Genomic DNA, 26,567 nt, shown 5'->3' with positions numbered 1-26,567 from the left:
ATTACGCTACCTTCTTTCATGGTTCGCCCTCGCTAAGCTTGGGGCTCGGCTCCGGCCAATCCAGAGCAACCCCCGAATTCAGCTTACTGCGGGGGCGGGCCACGCTCACCCCGAGAACATACGGTCTAATCGCAGCCGGATGAAACTTCAGTGGCAGGTCACCGCGAAGCAAGCTGTCCAGCCTTTCAGCGACATCGCCCCATGCCGATGGCTACCATCACAGACGATCAAATGCCCATATCGCCATTCGACAATCAAAGGCGGCAAGCGTTGTGCGTCGACAAGACCAAGAGCGATGCTTTCGATCCGCTCTTTCCAAACGTCCGTGGGAACGCGGTAGATCATCCCGTCTTCAGGTCCGCAACACCGTTGCAGGCTTGAAAGCTCAATGAAGACGGGTTGGCCTGACGGGCAATCGAAACTCGCCTCAACCACGTGCTGGTAAGAAGCATCGAGGTGGAGCGAAGGACGGCTATTGTGCCATTCAACGCGAACCGGCACGGTCGTATTGGACCGTATGCAGGATAACAGCATACGGCCCAGCCGCAAGACGTCGAGCAATCGTATGATCCGTGTAGTCGTCGGGCAGATCAGGGTGACCCTCATCACGCAAATAGATTTGAAAGTAGTCGGCAAAAACATTGCCCTGAAACAGGACTTTGAAGTTGGAAGCCCCAGCAATCACCGAACCGATCATTGAAATTCCTCTGATGGCCAGAAATGTGCCGCGAGTTACGGTCATTTGTTTGCCTCTTTCGCCATATTCTTCTGGCGGACCAGCGCGGCTCCTTAATCGAATTGTTCACCGTGTCCTATCTGCTCGCGAACAGCGTTGCCGATTGGCGGATCATCAGCAGGATCTGGGTCAGCACTGTTGGCTTTATCGAGAGAACGGACTGCCTCGACCAGTGCGACGAGTACCTCTCGAGTACCCCACCCCGCTTGGTTTGCTGAGGCGATGACTTCTTCCAGGGCGTCTTTGGCCGCTACCTTCAATTCCTCGATGCGCTGCTCTAAATCCTGGGCTCGTGGGCATGGAAACGGCATGGTCGGCTCCTCTTGCTGCGGAGGTAACCCGTGGGACATCGGTCGGTTCCGTCGTCTCAACGGATCTTCAAATAATCGCAGAAAAACCTTCCAATACCAACGAATATCTATCGTTTCCCAAGGCGATTCGGACGCTGCGCTCGGCGCCTGAATTTGATCACATGGATGCAGGAGTCGGGAGAAGAGTCGTGCCCATGGCTGATTTTTGTCTGAAGAAAACGGCTTGATAAGTAGCGTTGAGCGTAAAAGCGGAGTCGTCTGCACCGGACGACGCAGCAGCGCGTTGGATTGCCGTCTTGATGCGCGCCTTGCTACGGAAGCCCTACGTGCGTCGTTTGGTTCATCGATTTCGGCAGCCATGTCTTTGAAAGCAACCATACCCCCGTCACGAAGGCCACACTCGCCGCGACACCCAGCAAATGCGCGATATGCCATGCTGTATTGAATTTGTCACCGGCGTAGCCTCCAACTCTTCCAGTGAAGCAGCAGGAGTTGGCCTGAAGGTGAGCCCTTCCTGGGCAATGTACAGCCTTGCCGCAATATCAGTTTTCTCTCTCATCGGCACAACATGAGCGTGCGCATGTGGAATATCGCCCCCTGAGAAAAGGAAAACGACACGATCTACGCCGTAAGTTTCTTTTGGGCACGCGCGATCCTTTGCCCTGTGCAAACTAGCTCGCCCGCAAGGTCGGCTGGCAAATCATCGAAATAGTTGAAATGATCGCGAGGGGTGATTTGAACATGCCCACGACGGATCGGAGAGGTATCGAGGATACGCCAGTAACTCAGGGCTTTCCAAAATGGGGACGCATGAAATCCGATTGTTCGCGATGTCGCAAAAGAGGCACGAAGAATTCTTTCCGGTCATAATTTCCTCGCCCGCGCAGCATAGGCGGTTAACGATATCAAGCATCGAACCCGATGTTTAACCCAAAGAAGCCAGCGCTACTTGTGAACAAATAGCACTCGCTGAAACGTCCGTGCCGGATGATCCAAGGATGCATGTGCTTGTGGGAAGATCTTGCGCTTTACTGATGGGGCTATCAACAATTGGCGACGAGCACGATCTCAATCGAATTTGTCGCGGCACCCCGCCGCATATGGAGTTTACACGGCCTCTGCCGTCACTTACGGGAATGCCAGCCATCTGGATTAAGGGGAACCGGTGATGTTGATCACCCAAAGCGACTACCATCGGATTTACCGGGTCATCAACAGCCTGTTGGTCAACGAAAACGCCAATCCCGCCACGGCTTCGATGTATTTCAGCACCTTTGGGGCCTTCATCCTCGAACATCACTTCAAGGTGAAGGCAAAGGCAAAAAGCGGGCTCGCGGCCTACAACCTCGACGGAAAGTACATCCTCTTCGCAGACCAGCGCGACGATGGTTACGTCTCTGGCGCTGGTGAGAATTTCCATTGCTGGGTCGAGGCTGACGATTGGGCGATCGATTTCATGGCCCCTACGTTCTCACAGAGCACCCCGGGTTTGGCGATTCCGCCGAAGATGTTTCAGCGGCCGCTCTCATCGATGCGCTCGTCCATCAATGATTTGAGCCAGTCCGGCGACTTCTTCTATCGTGCCGAACCTGATGCAACGAGCCGACGTTTCGCAGACTGGCGCAAGAATCCGATGATTGGAGACCTCGCCAGCCTCGCAGCGAACTGGTTCCGGAAATCTCCCAGAAAGATGCAGACATCAATCACAGTGCGGCATCAGGATGGAAAATCCAACGCCGTACCACTCATCGGCAACTCCCTTGTTGGTGCTTGGTAATCGTGGCACGAACGCGTCCCCACGCGATTGAAATGTCCTTGTGTTCCCCTTGAATTTTCTCGCGCACGGTGGCTGCATGATGGAGTGCCCCTCGCCCAGATACGACGGCAATAAAGGGTTGTTTCTGGAGGACACGGATCATGCGCTTGAATCAAGTGACGGTAACGATGCCCGACCTCGATGCACGCTGGAACTTTTATTGCACTCTTGGCCTCAAGCCTGTCGTCGATGCACGTCCCCACTATGCTCGATTCTTATGCCCGGACGGCGACAGCACGTTTTCATTGCACCAAGGCGAGAGCGCCGGTGGTGGGACTACGGTGTATTTTGAATGTGACGATTTGAACGAAACGGTTAGCCAACTGCAGAAGAAAGGGCTTCAATTCACAAGCCCGCCCGAAGATAAAAGCTGGTTGTGGCGAGAAGCCGAGCTGTTTGATCCTGGTGGTAATCGCGTCCTGCTATACTTTGCTGGGCAAAATCGCATTAACCCACCATGGCGTATCAAATAGCTTGTTTTGGAAGACTGACTTGCTCCACTTTTCCACGGACGAAGGAATTTAAGCTGAAGCGGCGAATTTCCGCGAAATTGAAACAGGCCGCATAACGTCAACCGATTGGTGGCAATTCCAGGCATTCGAAAATGGTCATGAAACACCGACGCCAGTCTGCCTGGCAATTCCTTTTACTGCCCTTGCGGCTCATTATAGCCGTGTTCGTTGTCATCAGCGAAATCGCCCGGCCCGTTTATCGGCCGCTCGTGAATTGGTTTGCTTCGCTTTCCATCGTAAAGCACTTTGGCGAGTTTGTGGGTTCACTGCCGCGAGCCGTCATTCTTGTTCTCTTTGTGGTTCCGCTCGCGATTGCCGAGCCCCTGAAGATTTATGCATTGGTCGTGATCGCCCGGGGCCATGTAATCTCGGGGCTGGTCATAATCGCACTGGCCTATCTGATGAGCTTTCTCCTGGTTGAGCGCCTGTTCCACGCGGGCCGTGAGAAACTACTAACCTATGGCTGGCTTAAGTGGATTATGGACCGCGTTGAGATCGTTCGAAATTGGATGGCCGAGATGAAGGAGCGGATCATGGCGTCCGTCCGCACTTGGCTTAGATCTCCCCGAAACTGATAAGCCAAAAGTAGTGGCAGCCGACTAGGGGAACCCAGATGCAGGCCTACCGACAGGCGACATTTTGGGAAAGGTGCAGGGCGAGCTTCTGACACTCGCCAAGCCGAACGGGTGGCGCGTTCTTGTCTGGGTGAATCGAGCGGTCGCGTAACCGTCGATAAGAAGTTGGGGTTCGAACCGTCTGGACAACCTCAAGAGACCAGATGAGGCTTGATCTTGCCAATGCTGGCGAGGCGGTAAGCGGAATAGATGCAAATGGCGCGTTCCCGCTATCCATTGCAGTCGTCTACATGGCATAGTCCTTAATCGACGTCCGCAAGGAAATGCTCCGGAAGAGTTAGTTTGATCTAAATCAGGCAACGATTATATATTGTATGCTAGAAGCTACGGAGGCCATGGCGAAAGCCCGCCAGAAGTTGCATCTTCATCAGGGGCTGTTACATCGTGATAGCGAGGGAAACCGATACTTCCATCAAGCCGGCTGATTTCGTCGAGAGACGGAAATGGCCGCGTTTGTCGCAGGCGCCGCTATTTCCGGAAATGCAAGCTGCTACAGCCCCGGAATCCTTGTCGTTTTCGAACTTGGATTTGGCTATTGATCAGCAATTTGCGGCCTGGCAGCAATTCATGACGCCGTTGATCGACATCCACATGCCAGAGCGCCTCCGCATCGGTGATGCATTTCCCGTGAATCAAATCGTCTGGAATCTGGAAGGGGTGCTTCTCATCCAGCAGGACAGTCCCGCATTCAGCTTTGCGCGATCTGAAGAAAAAGTACGCTATAGCTCGATGGATCATTGGCAGGTCACATTTTTGCGGACCGGAAAGACATGGGCGAGCACGAACGGGCGAGTGATCGAAAATGCCCCAGGTATGATGGAAATACGCAATTTGGGATGCCCCTTTTATGGGAGATCTCTTGCCGGCCAGTCCGTCGCGCTTATTCTCCCACGTGATTTATTTGCGATCCATGGCGGACTCCCAAACGCCGACAGTAATATCGTATTGGGAGGAGAGCGCGTCGAACTTCTCCACAGTTACGTGGATCATCTCGAAACGAACCTCGAACGGCTGACCAAAAACGACCTCGCCGGCGTGAGGAACCAGCTTCGTGATACGATATTTGAAATCATGACGTCGCTGGCGCATGATCGCCTCGATAGTGATGCGACGCAAACTGGATTGATGACGCGGGCAAGGCAATTCATCCAAGATAACCTCCATTCGACGTCCCTAACGCCGGAGAAACTCAGCCGAGAATTGGCCATTTCGCGCACCCGGCTTTACGAGATGTTTCAGGCATCCGGCGGAGTATTGAATTACATTCGAAGAAGACGGCTTTTGGCTGCGCACATGGCGCTGAGCGATCCAGCCAATAGATTGAAGATTGGTGCTATAGCCGAACAGCTCAGCTTTGATTCCGCCGCCTCCTTCTGTCGCGCGTTCACCCATGAGTTCGGCTACAATCCCAGTGAAGTGCGCAAACATTCGGGGATGCACGAAATGGCGCATCCGATAGGCGCAAAAGACCTTTCGACGTTTAACGGCTGGCTCAGCTCCCTTGGGCTTTGACTGCGCCGGCTACCGGTGTGCGGGAATGCCTTCAGACCTTCAATACGCTCGCCTTGTAAATTTCTTCGATCGTTTTCCCGAGACTGGCGTCGAACTCCGCGTCGCTCATCGTAACCCGCAGATCTTCCGTCAAAGCCCTTGAGAAGCTCGCGATCATGCCATGATTATGAGTGAGCTTTTCGCAGGCGTCGACACGGCTATAGCCGCCTGAGAGCGCGACGACACGAGCGACTGACTTATGGTCGACGAGCGACTTGTAAAAATCCGCGACCGTCGGAATGGTCAGTTTGATCATGACATGCTGGTCCGGCGACAGAGCATCGAGTTCCCGGGCGATCTCGTCGCGCAGGATGGCTTCCGCTTCGGTTTTCGTCGAGCTCTTGATAGAGACTTCCGGCTCGATGATCGGAACGAGGCCGTGGTCCAGGATTTGCCGACCCACGACGAACTGTTGCTTCACCACGGCAGCGATCCCGGTCTTATCGGCATGAGCGATCACCGACCGCATCTTGGTACCGAAGATTCCCTTCTTCACCGCGCGCTCCAGCAGAGCGTCAAGATCGGGCATCGGCTTCATGAGCTGGACGCCATCTTCCTCGCCCGCCAATCCTCTATCGACTTTCAGAAACGGCACGACGCCGCGGTCCTCCCAAAGGAACGACGGGACCGGTTTTCCATTCGCGTCTCCATCCATGGTCCTTTCGAAAAGGATGGCGCCGATCACCTTGTCACCGGAGAATGCGGGGGTCGTCACGATGCGCACCCGCATCTCATGCATAAGCCGGAACATCTCCTCCTCGCCGCTGTAGTCGGCATCGGAAATGCCGTAGAGACGCAAAGCGGCCGGCGTGGAACCACCACTTTGATCAAGGGCGGCGATGAACCCGTCCCGGCTGGTCATCTGCGCCATCATCCGTGCATCTGCTGCCATTTTCATTCCCTTTGCGCTGCGTCCTAACGTGATGGCGTCGAAGTCCACACCCAAGGTTCCAAGGTTGATCAAATTCCCAGTTGCTTCCAAGCTCAGGGACTTTCCGAGTCACGACGCTGCAAACATACTTGCATCGTCGTGCCGACCCAATGCGTCTACGGCAGTTTCCTCAATACTATTTCGGCGTCGTACTCCTCGGGTCCGCGAACATGCGGCCCAACTTCGCGTCGCGATGCAGCGTAAGCAGCCGTCCGAGAGCTTCCTTTGGTGCGCGAGCCCCCGGATGCCGCAGCACTTCAGCTGAAAGCTGCTGGCCGAAAGGCACTGCGTCACGCAGCGTCATCCCGCCAATACGGGCCGCCAGATAACCTGCGTTGAAGGCGTCGCCGGCCCCTGTCGTGTCCCTGATCATTGCAACTTTGGGAGTCGCCATCTCGCCGCTCTCGTTGCCTGCGGCGAAGGTAATCGCATGCGCGCCATTCTTGACGATAATCTCCTTCCCTCCCTCGGCTTCGATCCTTGCAATGGTGTCGGCCGGGGACTTGTCGCCCCACAGAGCGGCCTCGTCGTCGAAACTCGGGAGTACGATATCGCTGAGCGCAAGCATGTCTTGAATGCTTTGCCGCGCGTGCTCGGGTGACGCCCAAAGCCTCGGGCGGACATTCGGATCGAAGGAGACGACTGCGCCTGCGTCACGAGCCCGCGCAACGGCTTCAAGCAGTGTTCGGCGACCGTTTTCAGGCAAAATAGCCAGCGTTATCCCTGAAACATGGATGAGGTCTGCGCCACTCATCGCCACCGACAGCTCGGCCGGATCGTCGGCGAGATGCGTGGCTGCCGAATCCTTGCGCCAGTAATGGAAGCTGCGCTCAACGCCGTCCAACTCAGTGACGTAGAGCCCCATTGTCCGCGTGGGATCTCGCGAGATGACTGCCGTATCGAACCCATCTGCCCGCAGCTCTTCGACGAACCGGCCAGAAAGACCGTCGACCCCTACCCTCGTCACGAAGGCCACACTCGCTGCGACACCCAGCAAATGCGCCATATGCCATGCTGTATTGAACGTATCACCGGCGTAACCGAAGCGAAACATGTTCGCTCCATCAGGCGCCATTTCGATCATCGCCTCGCCGATGGCGACAATTCTTCTCGATACAAACTCCACCATCCAGGCAACCTCAGCGAGTCTCGAGATCGTAGATGCGCCCGGTGAGCCAAGCAGGCCAGTCCCGTTCGAAGAAGCATTTGGCGCTTTCGTCAAACGTCCGGTTCCGGCGAGTGTGGATATCGAAGCCCTCGGTGCTCATTCGCACCACAATCTGCTCCCGACGATGCTCTTCGCGTTCCTTCCGGAAGCGAAGTTCCTCGAGCGGACCCGACTTGGAAAGAGGCAAGGAGTCACCGTTGCGATCGCAGATCGCCCGCGCGCCGCGACTGCCTCCGCCATTTGCGATGAAGAAATCCAAGGCGGCGAGGACAGCTTCGGATGCGATCGCCATCTGATACCATTGAACGGCGCGGGTCGCCTCTGCGGCCCGGTCGTAAGTTATTCCATGTTCGCCGATGCGCTTGTTGAGCAGTCGTGCCTCTTGCAGTGCGTCAGTGACGTTGCCCGGATCGCAGATCAAACCAGCCTTATCGCTCATGCGCGCCTGCACCTCGCTGCGGACCGCCTTTACCGTCAGTTCGCTGTCGGAGCGAAGGAGCGCGCTGATTTCGGCCATGCCCTGCTCGGCAGCAATCCTGATGTCAGCTCCGGGGCGCGTCCGGGCTTCCTGGCTGGCAGATATGTGCTCTGCGACGCGTGTACCGAAAACCTGTCCGGCATTGAGTGCAGCACCTCCGGGACGGGTAACACCATGGGTTCCGGCGGCCTCACCGATCGCGTAGCAACCGGCAAGGTTGCTGCGCCCCCAGGTGTCGACCATGATCCCTCCGTTCATATGCTGATTGTTCACAGCGAACTCCAGCGGCTGCTCGGCAATGTCGATCTTGTAGCGGCGGTAGAGCTCGATCGAAAGCGGATTCATGTGCCGGAGACGATCGATCGGCATCTCCTGGATCGCCCCTGCATTGCCAAGATACTGACTTGCGTCGTAGTCAAGCCGTGCAAGCGAAAACGGCAGGTCGCCGGGGACAGGCAGTGGGTTCCTGTTGAAATCCATGAAAACCTGACGCCCTGCAATGGTCTCTCGATAGATGGCGAGATCCACGAGACTCGATCCGAAATCGAGCATGCGGGTGGAATGGAATGGCCACTGGTAGCCTTTCCGGAATACGTTCGATGCTAGTTCCTGGGTGGTCCGATAGTACTCCGCGAGGAAATGATGCTCGTTTCCTTCGGCATCTAGCGAAAAGATATGGGGAATGGCCTGCATATAGGTGCCGGAAAGATTCCAAGGGAATCCTTCCCGGCGAGTGCCAATTCCGAATTGGCTCTCCGTCAGGTTCACCAGCTCGATGCCCGACTCAAGCGCCAAGCCCAAAGAGCCGAAGCAGCCGTTCGGATAGACGCTGTCCCGATAGAGTTCCCCGGGTCCGCCGGCGGCGAGTACCAGGACGTTGCAGACGAAGAGAGTCAAGCCAAGGAGATTCTTCTCGGCTCGATGGCCCGCCTTCATGACGAGCACGCCGCAAACGCGGCCTGCGGCCCCCTGCTCTTCCTTTAGGATCTTCACCACCGTTGCATGGTTGTAGAACGGAATCCCCAGACGTATTGCCTCTTCGGCCAGCACCTTGACCATCAGCCTCGACGTTCTTGGTCCGCAGCTCGTCGCGCGACCGACCTCGTCGTGATCCGTCTGATATCGCAACGTCCCGCCAAGTGGCTCCTGCGGAAGTCGAAGGCCGAGGAACTGCAGCGACGCCATCATACGCGGGGAGCCGACCGCCTCCACGTAAGCCGTGTCCTCGTCCATCGCGCCGCCCGCCCGGATTGCCCGCGCCATCGCCTTATAATTATCGCCTTGATCAGCGGTATTTGCAGTGTGCAGCGTCTGCTTGTCGGAGCCGGAACAAGCGGACGTGCCGCCCCATGCGCTTTGGCTGACGATCGCCACATCGTCGCCGCGCCGCTTCAGTTCGACCGCTGCACGCAGCCCCGCCGCGCCAGATCCGACGATGACGCAGCCGGCTCGATAGACGGGCACATCTGTGCCCGCCAGGCGGACTATCTCCGAGGACATTGCCTCCGGGGACAGTCGCGGCATGTCGACATCCGTGAGCGCGTCGAGGATGTGTTGCGGAACATCGATGGTCATTGGCGCAGGTCCTTGCGAGGTCTTGGCTCAGGAGAGCGGGATGTCGATCCAGCGCTTCAGGCGCGAGGATTCCATGCAGGCGTCGACGATCTGGCAGATATGATGACCGCTTTCGAACGTTGGCCACATCGGTGTGTTCGTGGTGATCGACTTCACCACCTCGGCGGCTTCGATAATCTTGCTCTCGTTGTACCCGAGGGCGAAGTTCGGAAGCGGTAGGAACGCCCTGAAGGTCGGGTTTTCAGGCCCGACGTCGATCTCACGGAAGCCACTTCGTCCGGCACGGTCGTCGTTCGTGTAGAAGCGCAAGCGGTTCACCTCGTCATAGGTGTAGGCAATGCTGCCTTTTGTTCCATAGATTTCGTAGGTCTGCATGAACTTGCGGCCGGTGGCGACACGGCTGAAGTCGACGATCCCCGCAGCGCCATTTTCGAAGCGGCAGAGCAGGTTCGTGGCGTCGGGATTGGTAATCTCTGCCCACTTCTCATCGCCTTTGAGCTTGACCTGCTCGCCGTATGCAAGCCCTTCCACCACAGGCCGGCTGGCCGTGACGATCAGGTTGTCGGCAATCAAAGAGCTGACGCGACCCACCAGAAACTCCATGAAGCTGAAGATGTGCGAGCCGGTGTCACCGACGATACCCGTCGGGGCCAGCTTGCCGTCGGCGCGCCACATGAATGGTGCCATCGGGTCGCCGTACATATCGACGTGCTGACAGCCCTTGAACATCTTGATCTCGCCGATTTCCCCTGCCTGGATGATCTCCTTGGCGAGGTCGTGCACCGGATTGCGGGGGAACGCGTGGCCGACTCTCGTGATGACGCCCTTCTCTCGGGCGATATCGGCAAGCTCGCGAGCCTCTTTGGCGGTATTCGCCAGCGGCTTCTCGCAGTACACGTGCTTGCCGGCGATCAGTGCAGCTTTGGCTACCTCGTAGTGCAGGCTGTCGGGCAGGCATATGTCGATCAGGTCGATTTCCGGGTCGTTTACCGCCTGTTGCCAGTTCTGCAGGATCTTCGCGCCGGGGGCCCGTCGGGCAAGATCTTCGGCCGCGGCCGGATTTGCCTCGACGATCGCGACGACGCGCGCGGTCCCTCCGGAGGGACCGAGGAAATGAGGAAAGGTCTGGTAGGCCATCGTGTGGATCTTGCCCATCCAGCCCGAGCCGCCCAGCACAGCCACCTTGACTTCGCCCATTGCGAAAACTCCCTTGAAATCCGGCCCGTTCACGACCGGTCGCTGATATTCATCTGTTCCCCGCGGTTACGGAGGCGTGACGTGTTTCCTACCGGACGCCGGCGCGTGCCCTCGGGCGCGTATCGTTGCGCTCGTATGAAAAGATCGCCGATGGGAGTGGCGGCAGGCCCCGAATGAGGTCCGCTCCCTTCTCGCCGACCATGATCGTCGGAGCGTTGGTGTTGCAGGAGGGAACACGCGGCATGATCGAGGAATCGCACACGCGCAGCCCCTCGAGCCCATGGACCTTGAGATCGAGGCCGACGACGGCGTCGTGCCCCGTGCCCATCTTGCACGTCCCGACGGGATGGTGGTCCGTCTTGGCATTGGCGCAGCCGTATTCGAAAAGCTGCTCGTCGGTCGTGACCTTCGGGCCGGGAAGACGCTCGGCCAGCACGAACGGCTTGAGGGCGTCCTGCTGCATGATTTCGCGCGCAATCTTCAGGCCTTCGACAGACATCTTCCTGTCGTGCGGGTCCGACCAGTAGTTCGGATCGATGAGGGGTGCTGCCGCAGGATCGGACGAAGACAGGCGGACCGTCCCACGTGATCTCGGGTGAAGGTAAGCGGAATTCAGCGTGACGCCCGCGTTCTTCAAGCGCTCGACGCCAGCCTCGATGCCGGATCCGAGACCCAGATGGAACTGGATGTCCGGCGAGCGAGCATCGGGCTCGGCGTACCAGAAGCCGCCTGTCTCGAAAAGCGATGATGCAACAGGGCCGGTACGGAAGAGCACATACTCCATGCCCGCCCAGAGTGTGCGATGCAGCTTCGCCACGCCGTCATACGTGTGGTCGCCGGTGCATTCGGCGATGACGAACAGATCGAGATGATCCTGCAGGTTGCCGCCGACGCCCGGGAGATCGTGAAGTACCTTCACACCTACGGAACGCAAATGATCGCCGGGACCGATGCCCGACTGAAGAAGCAGCTTCGGCGAGCCAATCGCTCCCGAGGAGACCAGGACTTCCCGCTCGGCACGAACGGTCTCCGGGCCGCTTCCGCCTGCGATCTCAACGCCCACGGCGCGGTTGCCTTCCAGCACGATGCGCGAGACGTGCGCGCCGGTGCGGACTTTCAGGTTGCTGCGGTTCTTGATCGGGGAAATATACGCCATGGACGCCGAAGAACGGCGATGATCGCGCTGCGTGACCTGGTAGAAGCCAACACCCGCCTGCTGTCGGCCGTTGAAGTCCGGATTGTACGGAATACCCAGTTCCTGTCCCGCACGGATATAGGCGTCGCAAATGGGTAGCGGCGCGGCCGGCATGGATACGCCGAGCGGACCGCCGTAGGAGTGGTAGTCGTCGCAGAAGCGCTGATTGTCTTCGGCGCGTTTGAAGTAAGGAAGGATCGAGCGATAGTCCCACCCCTCGCAGCCGTCTTCGCTCGCCCAAAGATCGTAGTCGGCGGAATTTCCGCGAGTGTAGAGCTGCGCGTTGATCGATGAGCCGCCGCCGATGACCTTGGCCTGCGTATACCGGAGGACCCTGCCGTTCATGTGCTTTTGAGGCACCGTGTGCCAGCCCCAGCTCGCGACGCCCTTGGTCATCTTTGCGAAGCCGGCGGGCATATGAAACAGTGGGTTCCAATCGCCGCCGCCCGCTTCCAGCAGGAGCACGTTGACGTTTGGGTCTTCGCTGAGCCGGTTCGCAAGCACGCACCCGGCCGGACCAGCTCCTGTGATAATGTAGTCGAAGCGCATTTTGCTAATCCTGTTGGATGCGAGAGAACGAGAGATCCTGCGAGGCTATGTGGTCCGCCACGCGAAGCGCCTGGCTTGCCACCGTAAGGGCGGGGTTCACCGCGGCCGATGTCGGCAGGAAACTGGCGTCCACGACGAAGAGATTACTGTGGTCGTAAGAACGGCAGTACACGTCCAGTGGTGCGGAGGCAGGATCGTTTCCGATCCTGATTGTTCCGCACTGGTGCGACGGTGTGCGCTTGTCGAACGCTCTGGCCAGCACGATTGGGAATCCGATCGACTTCAGGATTTGCTTCAGTTTCGCGACGAGTGCGAGGTGAGCTGTCCAGTTTGTCCGCTGCCACTGCAGGATGACGCGATCGCCATCGACCATGACCCGGCTCTCGGGGTTGGGTATATCCTCGCTCATCGCATAGAAGTCGATTGCGTGGCCCGTTACGAGATTGAGCAACCATTCCGGCGCGCTTGGGAGGGATCCCTTGAGGATCTCGGCAGACACGCGTCCGAGGAGTTGCACGTTGCCGAGAGGAAAACCTCCGTCTCCATCTGAAAGATAGAAATCGTTGAACGCGAACGTCTTCTGATAGATGGACGTGTTCCGGAAGGTCGGCGAAACGCCGATCACGGCCGAAGCGTTGTGGTTCATGAAGTTCCGCCCGACCTGGTCGGAGGAATTCGCAAGGCCATTTCTGTAGCGGTCGCTCGCCGAGCGCAGCAGCAGGGCTGACGACTGAACGGCACCCGCGGACAAGATGACGATTTTCGGGGCCACGGAAAGCGTCTGTCCGTCCCTGACGTAGACGACTTTCTCAATCTTACCGCCTTGGCCGGTCTCTAGCCGAACCGCGCGCGAGTTCGTTTGGAGGGCGACATTCGGATGCCTCATCGCGATGGAAAGTGCCGCCGTTTCGGCATCCATCTTGCCGTCCTTGGAATTCGGATGGGCATCCCACGGTGTCTTCGCCTTGGCCAGCCAGGTGTCGATGTCGATGCCAAGTGGCAGCGAAGATGGGTGTAGCCCCTTTCTCTTGAGACGCGCTCTCACGTCGGCGATGGGAGCTTCATCCGGAACCGGCGGGTATTCGTATCCGAGAGAATGGTGCGGCTCCGTCGGATCTTCGCCGAGAGTGCCGCGAACCTTGTACATTCGCTCCGCGCGACTGTACCAGGGCTCCAAGACCTCGTATGGAAACGGCCACGCCGGAGAAACGCCTTCCCGATGCTTGAGAATCCCGAAGTCCTCCTTTCGGTAGCGGGACAGCACCGCGCCGTAGAATTTCGAGTTCCCGCCCACGTTATAGTAGTTGCCGGGATTGAAGCCTTTTCCATCGGCTTCATACCACGTCTCCTTCGGTCGGAAGTGTCCGCGTTGGAAGATAGCTCGTTGATCGCGATTCACCGGCAGGTCGGCTATGTGATCGCCCGCTTCCAGGATGAGGATCTGGGCGCCGCTCGCGGCTAGACCGGCCGCCACGGTCGATCCGCCCACTCCTGAGCCGATGATGACGATATCGGGTGTGACGTTCATTTCAATTCCTGTCCTACGCGATCCGGACCTGGGTCTGCGGATCGAAGAAGACGGCCTTGTCGAGGTTGAACGCGAGGCGTGCCGTTTCGCCCGCCTTGATCCGGGCATCGGCCCGCAGTCGCGCCACCACTTCCTTGCCACCCAGCTTGGTGACCGCGAAAGTGTCCGATCCGGCCGGCTCGACGACCTCAATAAGGCAATCGTTCTCCGCGACGCTCTGCGCATTTCGGTCGGCGCCTTCCGGGTCGGTCAAGGCTTCGGGACGGATGCCGAAGACAACATTGCGGTCCGCGTAGGTTGCCAAAGACATCATGCTCGGTGCGATCGGGAGCTTCATCGCCTCTCCCGCTGTTCGCTCCAGCGAAACGGCGAGACCGTTCGAATCCTTCAGGATCTTGCCTGAAAGGAGGTTCATGGCCGGCGACCCCATGAAATCGGCGACGAACATGTTTGCCGGATTATTGTAGATTTCCGCGGGCGTGCCGAACTGCTGGACAATGCCCTCCTTCATGACGGCGATCTTCGTTGCAAGCGTCATGGCCTCAATCTGATCATGCGTGACGTAGACGATCGTCTTGCCGGTCGCCTGGTGAAGGCGCTTGATTTCGGTGCGCATGTCGACGCGAAGCTTGGCATCGAGGTTCGACAATGGCTCGTCAAAGAGAAAGAGCTTCGGGTCACGGACCAGGGCACGGCCCATTGCCACGCGCTGTCTTTGGCCGCCCGAGAGCTGGCTCGGCTTGCGATCGAGCAGATGGCCGATCTGCAGCACCTTGGCGACCTTGTCGATTGCCTGCTTGCGCTCTTCGGCGGGCACACCGCGCATTTCCATACCGAAGGAGATGTTTCCCGCCACCGTCATGTTCGGATAGAGCGCGTAGCTCTGGAATACCATCGCGATGTCGCGCTTCGATGGGTGCAGGTCGGCGATGCTGCGGTCGTCGACGCGAATATCCCCTTCGGTGATCGTCTCGAGACCGGCGATCGTGTTGAGCAGCGTTGACTTGCCGCAGCCGGACGGACCGACAAGCACGAGGAAGCCGCCCTTTTCCAGTTCGAGGTCGATGCCCTTAAGGATTTCCAGGGCGCCGTAGCGCTTTCTAAGACCGGAGATGTTGAGGAAAGCCATTGTGATTATCCTTTGACAGCGCCCGCCATCAGACCGCGAACGAAATAACGGCCGGCGACGATATAGACGATGAGGGTCGGCATGGCGGCGATCATTGCGGCGGCCATGTTGACGTTGTACTCGACCACGCCGGTCGAGGTGTTGACGACGTTGTTCAGGGCAACGGTCATTGGCATCGAGTCACCTGAGCCTGCGTAAGCCGACGCAAACAGGAAGTCGTTCCAAATATTGGTGAACTGGTAGATGACCGTGACGACAATGATCGGCAGCGAGTTCGGTAGCATGATGCGGCGGAAGATCTGGAAGAAGCTTGCTCCGTCCACCTGGGCTGCGCGCACGAGTTCGTCCGGAAACGCCTCGTAGTAGTTACGGAAGAAGAGCGTCGTGAAGCCGAGACCATAGATGACGTGGACGATGACGAGATTGACGGTCGAGTTGCCGAAGCCTAACGACATGCCGATCTCGTTACGCAACGTTGCTCCGAACCGACCGAGGTTGCCAAGGATGGTCGCCATGGGGAGAAGCACCGACTGAAACGGAATGAAGCAGGCAAAAAGCATCAAACCGAAGACCAACGTGTGGCCTGGAAAACGCCACTTCGTCAGAATGTAGCCGTTCAACGCGCCCAGGATCGTGGAGATCGCAACGGCTGGCACAACCATCTTGATCGAGTTCCAGAAGTAGCCCTTGATGCCTGTGCAAGTCAGACCGACACAGGCCTCGCCCCAGGCCTTGAACCAGGGATCGATGGTCGGCGACTGAGGTAAGGCCAGCATGTTGCCATTCTGGATCTCGTCCATCGTCTTGAACGAGGTAACCAGCATGACGAATAGCGGCATCAGGTAGAAGATTGCGAATACGACCAGCAGGCCATAGATAATCGTGCGGTTGATCCAGCGCCCACTGGCAATGCTCCGTGATGGTGAAGACGGGGTGGAAATCGTAGTCATCGCGCCTTCTCCTTCAGTTCGGAATAGAGGTACGGAACGATGATCGCGGAGATCGTCATCAGCATGATGATCGCGCTTGCAGAGCCAACGGCCATCTCGTTGCGCTTGAAGGTGTATTCGTACATGAAGTTGGACGGCAGCCAAGCCGAACCGCCCGGCCCGCCGGAGGTCAGCGCCACGACAAGATCGTAGGACTTGATCGCCATGTGAGCGAGCACGATGAAGGCTGACAGGAAGACAGGGCGCAGCAACGGAATGATGATCCGGCGATAGAGTTGAGCAGTCGTCGCGCCGTCGATCTGGGCAGCTTTCATGATCTCACTGTCGATGCCACGCAGGCCGGCAAGAAACATCGCCATGACGAAGCCGGAGGCCTGCCATACGCCTGCGATAACGACAGTATAGATGACGAAGTCCTTGTTCTTGATCCAATCGAAATGGAAGCTCGTCCAGCCGAGGTGATGCAGCGTCTGTTCGAGGCCGAGACCCGGATCGAGGAACCATTTCCACGCAACGCCGGTGACGATGAACGACAGCGCCATCGGGTACAGGAAGATCGGTCGCAGAACGCCCTCGCCACGGATCTTCTGATCCAGCAAGATCGCCAGAAACAAACCGAGCGTCAGGCAGATGCCGACATAAAGCACGCCGAAGATGCCCATATTGGTGATGGAGGTGTACCAACTGGATGGCGGATCGCTTTCAAACGTCCAGCGCCACAGCCGTTGATAGGCGCGCGCGCCGGTCAGGGCGTAGGACGGAAAAGTCTTCGAATTCGTGAAGGACAGATAGGCCGTCCATACGATGAAGCCATACACGAAGATGATGGTAATCGCGAAGCTTGGAGCAAGCACGATCTGCGGCAGCGTGTTCTGGATCCGCGCACGCATCGACGTGCGCTTCTCGTGCGTTAGAATTGGTTCGGTGGTAGCGACAGTGCTCATGGTAGTCATCCCTTCGGGGGGCCTCGACCGGGCATCTTCCCCGCGATTTCCGCGGGGAAGACTTTCAGCCGCACTTAGCGTGCGTCGTCGATCGCCTGGACGAGTTGCTTGACAGCTTCGTCGGAGGTCTTGATCTGACCATGGACGAACTTCGAGACGACGTCCTTGTAGGCGTTGGCGATTGCGGGAGGTGCGCCATAACCTTGTGCCAGCGAACCGAACAGCGTGCCTTTCTCGTTAGCAGCCTTCAGGTCGGCGATGCCCTTCTTGCCACAGGCGTCGAAGTCAGTATCGGGAACGTCGGTACGGGCCGGAACCGAACCCTTGACGACGTTGAAGGCCGACTGAAAGCTCTTCGACAGCGTCGCCGTTGCAAGCGCAACCTGCGCCGCCTTACGATCGTCAGGTACCTTGAACATGCCGAACATGTCGGAGTTGTAGATCACACTGCCTTCGGTGCCGGGGAAGCGATAGCACAGGAAGTCCTTGTTCGGGGTCTTCTTGGCGGCTACAAATTCGCCTTTGGCCCAGTCGCCCATGACCTGCACGAGCGCATCGCCCTTGATGACCATCGCGGTCGCCAGGTTCCAGTCACGACCGGAGAAGTTCGGGTCGACGTACTTGATGATCTTGGCGAGATTGTCGAACGATTTCTTCATCGTATCCGACTTCAGCGCCTCCTCGTCGAGGTCGTTCATCGCTTTCTTGTAGAACTCGGGACCGCCGGTCGATTCCACGATCGAGTCGAACATCGTCGCTTCCTGCCAGTTCTGGCCGCCGAGAGCGAGCGGAACGACGCCTGCAGCCTTCGCCTTATCGAGCAGTGCGATCAGGTCATCGAACGTCTTCGGCTCAGTGCCACCGATCTTGTCCATGACGGCCTTGTTAATCCACAGCCAGTTCACCGAGTGAACGTTGACCGGGGCGGCAACCCATTTGCCATCGTATACCGAAAACTTCTGCAGCGCCGCCGGAACGGATTTGTCCCAGCCTTCCTTCTTCGCAGTTTCGGTCAGATCACCCATGACCCCGGCCTGGGCGTAGTCGAGGACGGTGTAGCCGAGCATTTGCGAGGCGGTCGGATAGTTGCCAGCGGCGACCATCGCCTTCAGCGCGGTCATCGCGGCGTCGCCGCCGCCGCCTGCTACCGGGACGTCCTTCCAGGCATACCCTTCCTTGGACAGGTCCTGTTTCAGGACATTGAGCGCCGCAGCTTCGCCGCCGGACGTCCACCAGTGCAGCATCTGCACTTCTTTCACGTCGTCGGCGCGTGCCGCAGCAGTCGCACCAGCAAATGCAAGTGCAATTACAGCGGTAGATGTTAGAAACTTGCGCATTGAAAACCTCCCAGTACAAGTTTGAGGTGCGGGACCATTCCCGCACCGATCACCCGCCCTCCTCGGGCGTAGTCCTGTCGCCGACCTAAGCCGGCGTTCCCTTCTTCGGCATCCACCAGTTCGTTCGGGCGCCGATATGCATGTTAAGTGTCTTGGTCTCGGTGTAATCCTCGACCGCATGGCGGCCCAGCTCGCGACCGAGGCCGGACTGCTTGTATCCGCCGAAGGGGAGCTCCGAAGCACCGTCCATGAAGGTGTTCATCCAGACCGTCCCCGCGCGAATCTTTCTGCCGATCGTGAGGCACGTGTCGAAGTCGCGGCTCCACACGCCGGCCGAAAGACCGTAGTCGATGGAATTCCCGATCTGGATCGCTTCAGCGGTTGTCTCGAATGTCAGGACGGAAAGGACTGGTCCGAACACTTCCTCGCGTGCTACCGCCATGTCCGGCGTGACAGCTTCGAGAATGGTCGGAGCCATGAACTGCCCCATGCCGAAGTCAAGGGCTTCGCCACCGTGAGCGACCTGCGCACCGTTGTTCGTCGCGCCGGTCACATAGGTGTTGATCTTTGCCAGGTGCTGCGGCGTGATGATGGCACCGACCTGGGTGCTTGGATCGAGCGGATCGCCGACCTTGACGTCCTTCGCCAGCTCGGCAACGCGCTTAACGACGTCTGATGCAATGCTCTTGTGCAGGATCAGTCGCGAACCGGCATTGCAGCATTCGCCTGCATTGAAATACGCGCCGAACACGGCAGCGTCGATGAAGGCATCGAGATCCGCATCCGGGAAAACGATCTGCGGGTTCTTGCCACCAAGCTCGAGCGACACCTTCTTCAGCGTCTGCGCGGCGTTGGTCATCGTCAGTTTGCCGACCCCGGTCGAACCCGTGAAGGACACCATGTCGACATGCGGGTGCGTCGTCATGATCGCACCCACCTCCGGTCCGGTGCCTGTAACGATGTTGACCGCACCGTCAGGAAGGCCGGCCTCTTGCAGAATCTCCCCCAGCAGCAGCGTTGATCCCGAGGTGAGTTCGGAAGGCTTGACGACCGTCGTGCAGCCGGCGGCAAGTGCAAAAGGCAGCTTCTGACCGACGATCAGGAACGGGAAATTCCACGGTGTGATGATCGACACCACGCCGATGGCTTCACGAAGAACGACGCCCAGAGTACCGTCGCCCAGGCTGTTATAGCTCTCGCCATGCAGGTCACGGGCGAGTGCGGCGGCGTATCGCCAAATGTCAACAGAACCAGCAATCTCCCCGCGAACCTGCGAGATCGGCTTTCCGGCTTCGATGGCGTCGAGATAGGCAAGTTCTTCGGAGCGCGCTGCGACGAGATCGGCGGCCTTCAGAAGAATGGCGGACCGTTCGGACGCGGTCATCCGGGGCCAAGGTCCATGATCAAAGGCCTTGCGTGCAGCGGCGATCGCCCGTTCGGCATCTGCTTTCATGCCCGTCGGATAGCGACTGACGACGACACCATGGCTCGGTGCTACGCGTTCCAGCGGCTGCGTGCCGCCTGCTTCCCACTTGCCGTCGATCAGCATCTTGAAATCGCGCGCCCTGTGATCGGCGAGAGCTTTGGGAGCAATCAGAACCGTCATTACCATTCTCCTTTGAACTGTGCGGGGCGCTTTTCTGTGAAGGAAGCAACGCCCTCCTTTAGGTCACCCGTCTTCGCAACAAGGATCGAGCCCAGCGCCTCGACGGCGGTCCCGTTGTCCTCACCATTTGCGGAGGCGATCATGAGTTTGACGACTTCGAGCGCCGCCGGACCGCGCGCTGCGATGCGCGCCGCATATTCCTTGGCAGCCTTGACGGCGTTACCTGTCGTTGTGACTGTATCGACGATGCCGAAGCCACGTGCCTCCTCGGCGGTGAATATCTCTCCGCCGAGAGCCATACGGCGAACAACCTGGGCGCCGAAGCGTTTCACCAGGCGCTGGGTGCCGGACCAGCCGGGAACCATGCCAAGACCCGTCTCGGGAAGACCGATCTTGATCTGCTCTTCTGCGATACGAATGTCGGCGACGCCCGCAAGCTCAAGCCCGCCGCCAAGCGCGTGACCGTTGAGCGCAGCGACGAGCGGGACGCGAAGCGTTGCGAGCCGCTCGAAGATGCGATGACCGTGCCGGACCCACGCATGACCGAACTCTTCGGGTCGCATTCCACCCCAAGCCTTGATGTCGCCGCCGGCCGAGAATCCCTTGCCCTCCCCTGTCAGGATCGCGACGCGAACCTTTGGGTTGGCTTCCACTTCGTCAGCGGCATCGGACAGCGCCTTGAGCATGTCGAGGTCGAGTGCGTTCAACTTCTCAGGCCGCGAAACCGTCATCGTCGCGACGGGACCTTCCACGGCGACCTTCACCGTACCGCTAGCCATTGAAGGTGCCCTCCAAAACGCGGGCGGCCCTCTTGGGAAGCGAGAGATCGATGTTGGCTTCGGCAAAGAGGTTCAAGCCCATGACCTTGAGATCTTCCGAAACGATCAGCGGGAATTCGGACTGGCCCAGGACATGTTCCTGGAGATCGATGCCCGGAGCGATCTCCGTCACCACGATGCCCCTCGGCGTCAATTTCATGACGCAGCGCTCGGTGACATAGGTGATGTCTTGCCCCTGTTCGATCGCCCGCTTGCCGGAGAAGGTGACATGCTCGACCTCGTTGACCAGTTTCTTGAGCTTGCCTTCCTTCTCGATAACAAGCTTGCCTTCTGCGACCGCAAGCTTTGCACCCGCGTTGAACATTCCGGAGAATACGATCTTCCTCGCCCGCGCGGTGATGTCGACGAAGCCGCCTGCGCCCGCTGTGACATGCGGACGGAACGACAGTTTCGACACGTTGACCGAGCCGTCGCTGCCGATTTCCAGGAAGGAAAGCAGCGAGGCGTCGAAACCAGCTCCCTGAAAATAGGTAAACTGGTACGGCGAAGGCATGTAGGCGTCGGCGTTCGAGGCGCAGCCGAAGGCGAAGTCAAGAAGCGGAACGCCACCAACGGCACCCTGCTCGATGACCCATGTCACCGCGCCATGAAGGCCCTCTTCCATTAGAATGCGGGGCACATTCGCCGAGATACCGAAGCCAAGGTTGACGCAGCTTCCGGCCTGCAGTTCCTGCGCAACGCGACGGGCGATGACCTTTTGGATGTTGAACTCCGGAACCCGGAAAGTGTCGAGCGGCCGGAAGATCTCTCCGGAGATCGCCGGATCGTAGAGCGTCTGCGTCGTCTGCTTCTGATCCGGATCGACGACGACATAGTCGACGAGCATGCCAGGCACGCGCACGTCGTGCGGCTTTAGCGAGCCTTCCTTGGTTATGCGCTTGACCTGAGCGATGACGATGCCGCCGTTGTTGCGGGCAGCGAGCGCCTGATCGAGGCCACCGAGATACGCGCCTTCATGCTCGTAGGTGAGATTGCCGCGCTCGTCGGCAGTCGTTGCACGGATGATGGCGACTTGGGGCACGATTGACGGGAAGAACAGATAGTCGTCGCCTTCGAAGGAGACCCGTTTGACTACCGGCTCGCCGGCCCCGAGATCGTTCATGGCGCAGCCCTGCCGGTTCGGATCAACGAACGTGTCGATGCCGATCTTCGTCAGAACACCCGGGCGCTTGGCAGCAGCTTCCCGGTGAATATCGAACATGATGCCCGAAGGAATATTGTAGGCCGGAATCTCGTTGTTCGTGATCATCTGCCAGATCAGCGGTGGCTCGGCGCTCGACGGACCCGATGGATAGGAACCGCCGATAATCTTCTTAAGGAGACCCTTTTTGGCGATGTAGTCGACGCCCCTGATGCCGCTCATGTCACCGGCGGCGATCGGATGCAGCGTCGTGATATCCCTCGGATGACCGGTGCTATCAAAGCGCTCGCCAATCGCCTTCAACATGAGGTCGGGGCAGCCAAGGCCGCTCGACGACGAAACGGAGACGACGGCACCGTCCGGAATGAGGGCTGCGGCTTGCGCCGGGGTAATGTGCTTGCTCATGTTCGTTTAGGGTCCTGTTTCAACTTTCACGGCCGCACCCGTCGCAACCGCTTTCTTGACGGCAAGCGCGGTGGCCATTGACCAAATTCCATCCTCGGTCGCCGCCAAGGGCAAGCCGTTCTTCATTGCGGAGTGGAACGCTCTGAGAGCGTCCTCGTAGAGGTTGCCGCCGTCGACAGTCATGCCTGCGTCCTTCCAAGTGGGGAGCCGTTTGCAGCGCCACAGGTTTCGCGAACCACGAGCCGAACCGACGAGACTATGGCTTCGGCTTCCGCCTTTCCGGCGCTGATCTGCTTCAGGAGAAGCTGCGCGGCACGACGGCCTATTCCTTGAGGATCGACCGAGATGGTAGTCAGAGCCGGAACAGCGGTTTTTGCCTCGATCACGTCGTCGAACCCGACGACCGCGAAGTCCCGGCCGGGCTCGAGCTTCCTGGCACGAAGGCCGTCGCAAACCCCGAATGCGACCGCGTCGTTGAAGCATACCGCAGCAGTCGGCCTGTTTCCGATCGACAATGCACGCTCGATCGCTTCGGCTCCGCCCGCCCTCGACGGCGGGGAATCGACAATCAGATCCTCGTCGGCATCCAGCCCGCAAGCGGCAGTAGCGGCACGATAGCCGGCCAGACGCTCGTCAAAGACCGCCGTGTCACGAAAACCGCCAAGGAACGCGATGCGGCGATGACCAAGTGACACCAGGTGCTCCACGCCCACAACGACGCCTTCGCGATTATCCGAGACAACTGATGAAGCCTTTGCTCCGGGCACATTTCTAACGGCGACAACAACGGGAATGCCAGCGGCGATGAGCGGCTTCAGGTCGGCGGCTTCCGTCGCGCGTGCGGGCGAAAGGATCAGCCCCGAGATGCCGTGCTCACGCATCGACGCGATGACCTCCCGCTGACGGTCGAGGTTCTCGCTTGTGTTGGATAGAAACTGTACGAATCCGGCAGACTGCACGACCATGTCCACGCCGACTGCGAGCTCGGCGAAGAAGCCATTCGTCAGATCATTGACGACAACGCCAATGATCTTCGACTTCGACCCTGACTGCCTGAGATTGGCGGCGCCGCGATTATAGACATAACCGAGTTCCCGCATCACGGCATTGACCTTGGCCCTCGTGCCATCGTTGACCAACGGAGATCCCTGCAAGACCAACGAGACGGTCGATTTCGACACGCCCGCAGCCTTCGCGATATCGATGACGGTGACCCGTCCCTTGGTCATGACAAACCTCCAATGACCTCAGTCATGTCAATTTAATAATTGGAACGTTCCAATTCAGTCAAGAAGAAAATCTTTTCACCAATCGGACAGGCATCGCATTCTCATATAAGCATAGGAATCTATTATGCTATTAATTTCTGCGGCACTTGTTCCCTGGCGACCATAGACGGCAGATTTATTTGGAACGATCTAAATTTCGAACGCGTGAGCTTGCTCGGATTCCTCCAGGCTGGTCCCAGCTCGGCGGTGATCCCGACAAGACGATCCGCGTTTTCATCAACGCCTTTCCATTGAAGCGATTGGAAGCGCGTAACAAGGACTGCATCAACGAAATGTCACGACGAAACTTGCGAGATTGCGCCTGTCGCGTGCCAAGGCCGACGCGAAGGGGTTTTCATCATATGCCAGATGACGCGGCGCCCACATTTCAGTCGAAGGGATTATCAAGATATACCCGATCGACTAGCTTCAGACTGCGATCGGGCTGCACGATGTATGTCTCGCGCACCCGTTCGCCCCACCGATCCGTGAATGTGTGAGGAAGGATGCTGCCGACTGGTGACTTTTGTAATCGTTGAGTCGGCTGCCCGCCGTAGGTAATGCTCCCCGGAATCGGCTCCAGTCCTGGTTCGCTAGTCTGGCAGGCCGCAAGCATGCCCGCCAAAATTACCACAACCGCTATCCTCTTCATTGTATCCTCCCATCTCGCTTCGATTCATCAAGCCGATGTAGGTTCGAGTCCGGCCAAGTACAGCGTCGCTGGGGGGCCAACATCAGGATCGCCTCTGCCGATCTGCAGACCCTCACCTTCGGGCGCTCCAAGGGGCTCGGGTTTGACCGCCTCCTCATCCATCCTACTGAGAATATGGTATCGTGGTTGAAAGATCCGCGAAACGCCTTGGAAGCGGGACACGGGCTAAGCTCTGCGTAGCCCTGATGCGTGCGCGGCACGTGGTCACTGTGGTGTATGATATCCCGAATGGTCAGGACATTGCCGGCTTTTCGGTCTATGGCAACCTTCGGCTCTCGGCAGCCCAATCGAAAGAGCGTTCATCTCCGGACTGGAGCGACGGCGTCGCGATTCCCTTGGAAAGTGCGAGATGCCTGCACCGGCGCTTTTAGGAAGCTGGCTTCGTGCGTCTCACGCGCACACCAAACCATTCGTCACCGTCAGCGATAAATTCAATACCAGCCTCTTCCAATACTTTCCGAAGACGATCAAGCGTTGATTGCTTGAGCTCTTCGCCCCGTTCGAGTCGAACAAGTGTATTGGTCGAAACCCCTGCTCGCTCGGCAAACTCGACAATACCCCAATCTAGAGCCGCTCGCGCCATACGGAATTGAACCGCCAACATTCATAATCGCCATGTTTTGGCGAAATCCATTGCTTCGCCGAGTTTTCAGGTTACAATCGAAAATCTGCCGAATTGGCAGACGGCCAAGCCGGGCGTTCGCAGCGCCCTGCTTGGCCTGACCACAACCCAGCTTAGTGGAGCTCAGGACATGGCTGATTCTGAGAATAGCAGAACTTTGCCCGCATTTGCCCGCGGAAAAATCAAGCCATGCCCTCGGACGTGTGAAACCGTCCCGCGCGTGATCGACCGCCGGAACCTGCTTGCCGTCGCGTCGCGCCTATTGAGCTCTCACATCGAAGATCCTGACGCTCGGCGAACAGAGCCTGGCCCAACGCCCGTCAGAGAAATGTGGCCGAAATGGTATGCGCTTTATCAGCAGCAGGTGAAGGCCACTCGTCTCAGAGAAAAACTTGAGAGGGAATTGCTCGAAGAGGCCGGTGGTCTTCCGGCAGCGACGCTGCCGAGTGTTGGAAAGGATGGCGTCGTTAAGGTTCACTCGTTTGCCGACATCAATCGAATGGCAACGCAGCTTAATGCCGGAGACCTGTCTCAGGCGCGGGCCGAGCTTCGTGTGCGCCGGAAACGATGGAAGGACGCGGATCAGCGTTTGGGATACAGCGCGGCGCTCGCCCTCGAACAGGAGCTCGCGGAAGGGGCCGGAATATCAGGACGCGTCATGGGGATCACACCGCCCTCCTCCCTGATGGAAGTCACCGCGAAACTCCATTGCCTGATCGTCATGCATGATCCTGGCCTGAAGCTCGAAGATGCCCCCTGGCCTGAGCTGCGCACGATGCTGAAGGATCTTATCCGCCTTGCTGAGAAGCGTCGGCCGACATCATGCAAGCGACCTGCACAGCCCGGCAAAGCGGCAGGCGTTCGGAGCATTCTAAACCTGGCGACACACTACCAAGAGGCGGCCAGGAAGCTTGGCGAGGGCTCGTCCAAGCCCAACCAGGCTCCGCAGCGTCTTCTGGCGCTCCATGCGATGGAGCTCTACCTGAATGCATTCCTGCTCGCCAAAGGCGTGGACGCCACGATGATAGGCGGTTTCCGGCACGACCTCGGCGAACGAACGCGGATAGCGACCGACGCCGGCCTTATCCTGCGCAAGCGGACGGTGGCGCATCTGGCCGCGCTCTCTGCAAGCAACGAGCATCACGTCATCAGCCATGCCCCGCAACCTGCGTCCACGCTGTCACAGATGAACCGAGTTATGGCAACGGTCGATGAGCTCTCGCGCAAGGTGCGAAAGGCATTGCGGGGAGCGCCGTGATTGCGCCTCACAGAGGCGGCACCGGCAAGGTGTGCCTCAGGCTGCATATTCAGCCTACGCTCCTGAACATGGGGTAATCGCGGACGCTTCCCCCAACGACATTGCCCTAGCAATATCTGACATTGGTGGTTGCCCCCGGTAAGATGAAATACGGGCTCACGATTGGAACCGGGC

The 26,567-nt window shown here is 58.5% G+C and carries 25 protein-coding genes and 1 pseudogene; 5 read left to right on the top strand and 21 right to left on the bottom strand.

Features of this window, described 5'->3' with window-relative positions; translation table 11 throughout:
* Positions 1-147: 147 nt before the first annotated feature.
* The 4 genes from HGP12_RS30025 to HGP12_RS34940 form a co-directional block, all read right to left on the bottom strand.
* Positions 148-345, bottom strand: a complete 198-nt coding sequence (locus HGP12_RS30025; RefSeq protein ID WP_168843336.1) for a hypothetical protein — start codon at positions 343-345, stop codon at positions 148-150.
* Positions 346-484: 139 nt separating this feature from the next.
* Positions 485-742, bottom strand: a complete 258-nt coding sequence (locus tag HGP12_RS30020) for a hypothetical protein (RefSeq protein ID WP_168880059.1) — start codon at positions 740-742, stop codon at positions 485-487.
* Positions 743-789: 47 nt separating this feature from the next.
* Positions 790-1,425 (bottom strand): hypothetical protein, encoded by a 636-nt coding sequence (locus tag HGP12_RS34945; protein WP_409527240.1) that lies wholly within the window; start codon positions 1,423-1,425, stop codon positions 790-792.
* A gap of 243 nt (positions 1,426-1,668) precedes the next feature.
* Positions 1,669-1,821: an HIT family protein gene (locus tag HGP12_RS34940; protein WP_409527242.1), complete on the bottom strand. Its 153-nt coding sequence runs from the start codon at positions 1,819-1,821 to the stop codon at positions 1,669-1,671.
* A gap of 394 nt (positions 1,822-2,215) precedes the next feature.
* Between HGP12_RS34940 and HGP12_RS30005 the strand changes: the two genes are divergently transcribed.
* From HGP12_RS30005 to HGP12_RS29990, 4 genes are all read left to right on the top strand, one after another.
* On the top strand, positions 2,216-2,824 hold the full coding sequence (locus tag HGP12_RS30005) for a DUF2026 family protein (protein ID WP_168843339.1): 609 nt from the start codon (positions 2,216-2,218) through the stop codon (positions 2,822-2,824).
* A gap of 140 nt (positions 2,825-2,964) precedes the next feature.
* On the top strand, positions 2,965-3,336 hold the full coding sequence (locus tag HGP12_RS30000) for a VOC family protein (RefSeq protein ID WP_168880058.1): 372 nt from the start codon (positions 2,965-2,967) through the stop codon (positions 3,334-3,336).
* Between the two features lie 137 nt (positions 3,337-3,473).
* Entirely contained in the window at positions 3,474-3,950 is a 477-nt protein-coding gene (locus tag HGP12_RS29995) for a hypothetical protein (RefSeq protein ID WP_246703594.1), read from the top strand.
* A gap of 444 nt (positions 3,951-4,394) precedes the next feature.
* On the top strand, positions 4,395-5,522 hold the full coding sequence (locus tag HGP12_RS29990) for a helix-turn-helix domain-containing protein (RefSeq protein WP_168880057.1): 1,128 nt from the start codon (positions 4,395-4,397) through the stop codon (positions 5,520-5,522).
* A gap of 31 nt (positions 5,523-5,553) precedes the next feature.
* On the opposite strand, the gene HGP12_RS29985 is transcribed toward HGP12_RS29990, so the two are convergent.
* The 17 genes and pseudogenes from HGP12_RS29985 to HGP12_RS29905 all read right to left on the bottom strand — a co-directional run bounded on the left by HGP12_RS29985 (position 5,554) and on the right by HGP12_RS29905 (position 25,117).
* A complete protein-coding gene (locus HGP12_RS29985) occupies positions 5,554-6,453 on the bottom strand; it encodes a fructose bisphosphate aldolase (protein ID WP_168880056.1) in 900 nt (299 codons plus the stop codon).
* Positions 6,454-6,628: 175 nt separating this feature from the next.
* Positions 6,629-7,621: a sugar kinase gene (locus HGP12_RS29980; protein WP_281408527.1), complete on the bottom strand. Its 993-nt coding sequence runs from the start codon at positions 7,619-7,621 to the stop codon at positions 6,629-6,631.
* A 10-nt stretch (positions 7,622-7,631) separates the two neighbouring features.
* The gene (locus tag HGP12_RS29975) at positions 7,632-9,713 is read right to left on the bottom strand and encodes an FAD-binding protein (RefSeq protein WP_168880054.1); all 2,082 of its coding nucleotides are present in this window, start codon (positions 9,711-9,713) and stop codon (positions 7,632-7,634) included.
* Between the two features lie 27 nt (positions 9,714-9,740).
* Positions 9,741-10,910 (bottom strand): Gfo/Idh/MocA family protein, encoded by a 1,170-nt coding sequence (locus HGP12_RS29970; RefSeq protein WP_168880053.1) that lies wholly within the window; start codon positions 10,908-10,910, stop codon positions 9,741-9,743.
* 88 nt (positions 10,911-10,998) lie between these two features.
* Positions 10,999-12,654, bottom strand: a complete 1,656-nt coding sequence (locus HGP12_RS29965; RefSeq protein WP_168880052.1) for a GMC family oxidoreductase — start codon at positions 12,652-12,654, stop codon at positions 10,999-11,001.
* A 4-nt stretch (positions 12,655-12,658) separates the two neighbouring features.
* Entirely contained in the window at positions 12,659-14,182 is a 1,524-nt protein-coding gene (locus HGP12_RS29960) for a GMC oxidoreductase (RefSeq protein WP_168880051.1), read from the bottom strand.
* Positions 14,183-14,195: 13 nt separating this feature from the next.
* Complete coding sequence (locus tag HGP12_RS29955; RefSeq protein ID WP_168843349.1) at positions 14,196-15,311, bottom strand: ABC transporter ATP-binding protein; 1,116 nt, start codon at positions 15,309-15,311, stop codon at positions 14,196-14,198.
* Positions 15,312-15,316: 5 nt separating this feature from the next.
* The gene (locus HGP12_RS29950) at positions 15,317-16,261 is read right to left on the bottom strand and encodes a carbohydrate ABC transporter permease (RefSeq protein ID WP_168843350.1); all 945 of its coding nucleotides are present in this window, start codon (positions 16,259-16,261) and stop codon (positions 15,317-15,319) included.
* Positions 16,258-17,205, bottom strand: coding sequence for a carbohydrate ABC transporter permease (locus HGP12_RS29945; RefSeq protein ID WP_168880050.1), 948 nt, complete (start codon positions 17,203-17,205; stop codon positions 16,258-16,260). The genes HGP12_RS29950 and HGP12_RS29945 overlap by 4 nt, the downstream gene beginning before the upstream one ends.
* 74 nt (positions 17,206-17,279) lie before the next feature.
* Complete coding sequence (locus HGP12_RS29940; protein ID WP_168843352.1) at positions 17,280-18,542, bottom strand: ABC transporter substrate-binding protein; 1,263 nt, start codon at positions 18,540-18,542, stop codon at positions 17,280-17,282.
* A gap of 85 nt (positions 18,543-18,627) precedes the next feature.
* A complete protein-coding gene (locus HGP12_RS29935) occupies positions 18,628-20,154 on the bottom strand; it encodes an aldehyde dehydrogenase family protein (protein WP_205926722.1) in 1,527 nt (508 codons plus the stop codon).
* Positions 20,148-20,927 carry an enoyl-CoA hydratase/isomerase family protein gene (locus tag HGP12_RS29930; protein WP_168880048.1) on the bottom strand — a complete coding sequence of 260 codons (780 nt, stop codon included), beginning with the start codon at positions 20,925-20,927 and terminating at the stop codon, positions 20,148-20,150. Before HGP12_RS29930 ends, HGP12_RS29935 begins: the two co-directional genes overlap by 7 nt.
* Positions 20,920-22,533 (bottom strand): acyl CoA:acetate/3-ketoacid CoA transferase, encoded by a 1,614-nt coding sequence (locus HGP12_RS29925; protein ID WP_168843355.1) that lies wholly within the window; start codon positions 22,531-22,533, stop codon positions 20,920-20,922. Before HGP12_RS29925 ends, HGP12_RS29930 begins: the two co-directional genes overlap by 8 nt.
* Before the next feature lie 6 nt (positions 22,534-22,539).
* A pseudogene (locus HGP12_RS29920) lies at positions 22,540-22,707 on the bottom strand (gfo/Idh/MocA family oxidoreductase); the annotation flags it as partial.
* Between the two features lie 5 nt (positions 22,708-22,712).
* A complete protein-coding gene (locus HGP12_RS29915; RefSeq protein ID WP_168880046.1) occupies positions 22,713-23,762 on the bottom strand; it encodes a LacI family DNA-binding transcriptional regulator in 1,050 nt (349 codons plus the stop codon).
* Positions 23,763-24,189: 427 nt separating this feature from the next.
* Entirely contained in the window at positions 24,190-24,453 is a 264-nt protein-coding gene (locus HGP12_RS34340; protein WP_168880045.1) for a hypothetical protein, read from the bottom strand.
* A 427-nt stretch (positions 24,454-24,880) separates the two neighbouring features.
* Positions 24,881-25,117: a helix-turn-helix domain-containing protein gene (locus HGP12_RS29905; protein WP_168880044.1), complete on the bottom strand. Its 237-nt coding sequence runs from the start codon at positions 25,115-25,117 to the stop codon at positions 24,881-24,883.
* Between the two features lie 346 nt (positions 25,118-25,463).
* On the opposite strand from HGP12_RS29905, the gene HGP12_RS29900 reads away from it, so the two are divergent.
* Positions 25,464-26,393: a hypothetical protein gene (locus tag HGP12_RS29900; RefSeq protein WP_246703593.1), complete on the top strand. Its 930-nt coding sequence runs from the start codon at positions 25,464-25,466 to the stop codon at positions 26,391-26,393.
* Positions 26,394-26,567: the final 174 nt, after the last annotated feature.

This window comes from Rhizobium sp. P28RR-XV (genome assembly GCF_012641385.1).
Classification (GTDB): Bacteria; Pseudomonadota; Alphaproteobacteria; order Rhizobiales; family Rhizobiaceae; genus Rhizobium.
The sequence above is the reverse complement of the archived record's forward strand: the minus strand, read 5'-3'. Positions and strand labels throughout refer to the sequence as shown.

Coding starts and splice junctions, on each gene's coding strand:
- HGP12_RS34340 (WP_168880045.1), bottom strand. CDS start 24,453: ATGAAGAGGATAGCGGTTGTGGTAATTTTGGCGGGCATGCTTGCGGCC.
- HGP12_RS29945 (WP_168880050.1), bottom strand. CDS start 17,205: ATGAGCACTGTCGCTACCACCGAACCAATTCTAACGCACGAGAAGCGC.
- HGP12_RS29900 (WP_246703593.1), top strand. CDS start 25,464: ATGTGGCCGAAATGGTATGCGCTTTATCAGCAGCAGGTGAAGGCCACT.
- HGP12_RS29905 (WP_168880044.1), bottom strand. CDS start 25,117: ATGTTGGCGGTTCAATTCCGTATGGCGCGAGCGGCTCTAGATTGGGGT.
- HGP12_RS30000 (WP_168880058.1), top strand. CDS start 2,965: ATGCGCTTGAATCAAGTGACGGTAACGATGCCCGACCTCGATGCACGC.
- HGP12_RS29975 (WP_168880054.1), bottom strand. CDS start 9,713: ATGACCATCGATGTTCCGCAACACATCCTCGACGCGCTCACGGATGTC.
- HGP12_RS30025 (WP_168843336.1), bottom strand. CDS start 345: ATGATCTACCGCGTTCCCACGGACGTTTGGAAAGAGCGGATCGAAAGC.
- HGP12_RS29940 (WP_168843352.1), bottom strand. CDS start 18,542: ATGCGCAAGTTTCTAACATCTACCGCTGTAATTGCACTTGCATTTGCT.
- HGP12_RS29965 (WP_168880052.1), bottom strand. CDS start 12,654: ATGCGCTTCGACTACATTATCACAGGAGCTGGTCCGGCCGGGTGCGTG.
- HGP12_RS29955 (WP_168843349.1), bottom strand. CDS start 15,311: ATGGCTTTCCTCAACATCTCCGGTCTTAGAAAGCGCTACGGCGCCCTG.
- HGP12_RS34945 (WP_409527240.1), bottom strand. CDS start 1,425: ATGGTTGCTTTCAAAGACATGGCTGCCGAAATCGATGAACCAAACGAC.
- HGP12_RS29950 (WP_168843350.1), bottom strand. CDS start 16,261: ATGACTACGATTTCCACCCCGTCTTCACCATCACGGAGCATTGCCAGT.
- HGP12_RS30005 (WP_168843339.1), top strand. CDS start 2,216: ATGTTGATCACCCAAAGCGACTACCATCGGATTTACCGGGTCATCAAC.
- HGP12_RS30020 (WP_168880059.1), bottom strand. CDS start 742: ATGACCGTAACTCGCGGCACATTTCTGGCCATCAGAGGAATTTCAATG.
- HGP12_RS29930 (WP_168880048.1), bottom strand. CDS start 20,927: ATGGCTAGCGGTACGGTGAAGGTCGCCGTGGAAGGTCCCGTCGCGACG.
- HGP12_RS29980 (WP_281408527.1), bottom strand. CDS start 7,621: ATGGTGGAGTTTGTATCGAGAAGAATTGTCGCCATCGGCGAGGCGATG.
- HGP12_RS29915 (WP_168880046.1), bottom strand. CDS start 23,762: ATGACCAAGGGACGGGTCACCGTCATCGATATCGCGAAGGCTGCGGGC.
- HGP12_RS29935 (WP_205926722.1), bottom strand. CDS start 20,154: ATGGTAATGACGGTTCTGATTGCTCCCAAAGCTCTCGCCGATCACAGG.
- HGP12_RS29970 (WP_168880053.1), bottom strand. CDS start 10,910: ATGGGCGAAGTCAAGGTGGCTGTGCTGGGCGGCTCGGGCTGGATGGGC.
- HGP12_RS29925 (WP_168843355.1), bottom strand. CDS start 22,533: ATGAGCAAGCACATTACCCCGGCGCAAGCCGCAGCCCTCATTCCGGAC.
- HGP12_RS29960 (WP_168880051.1), bottom strand. CDS start 14,182: ATGAACGTCACACCCGATATCGTCATCATCGGCTCAGGAGTGGGCGGA.
- HGP12_RS29995 (WP_246703594.1), top strand. CDS start 3,474: ATGAAACACCGACGCCAGTCTGCCTGGCAATTCCTTTTACTGCCCTTG.
- HGP12_RS29985 (WP_168880056.1), bottom strand. CDS start 6,453: ATGGCAGCAGATGCACGGATGATGGCGCAGATGACCAGCCGGGACGGG.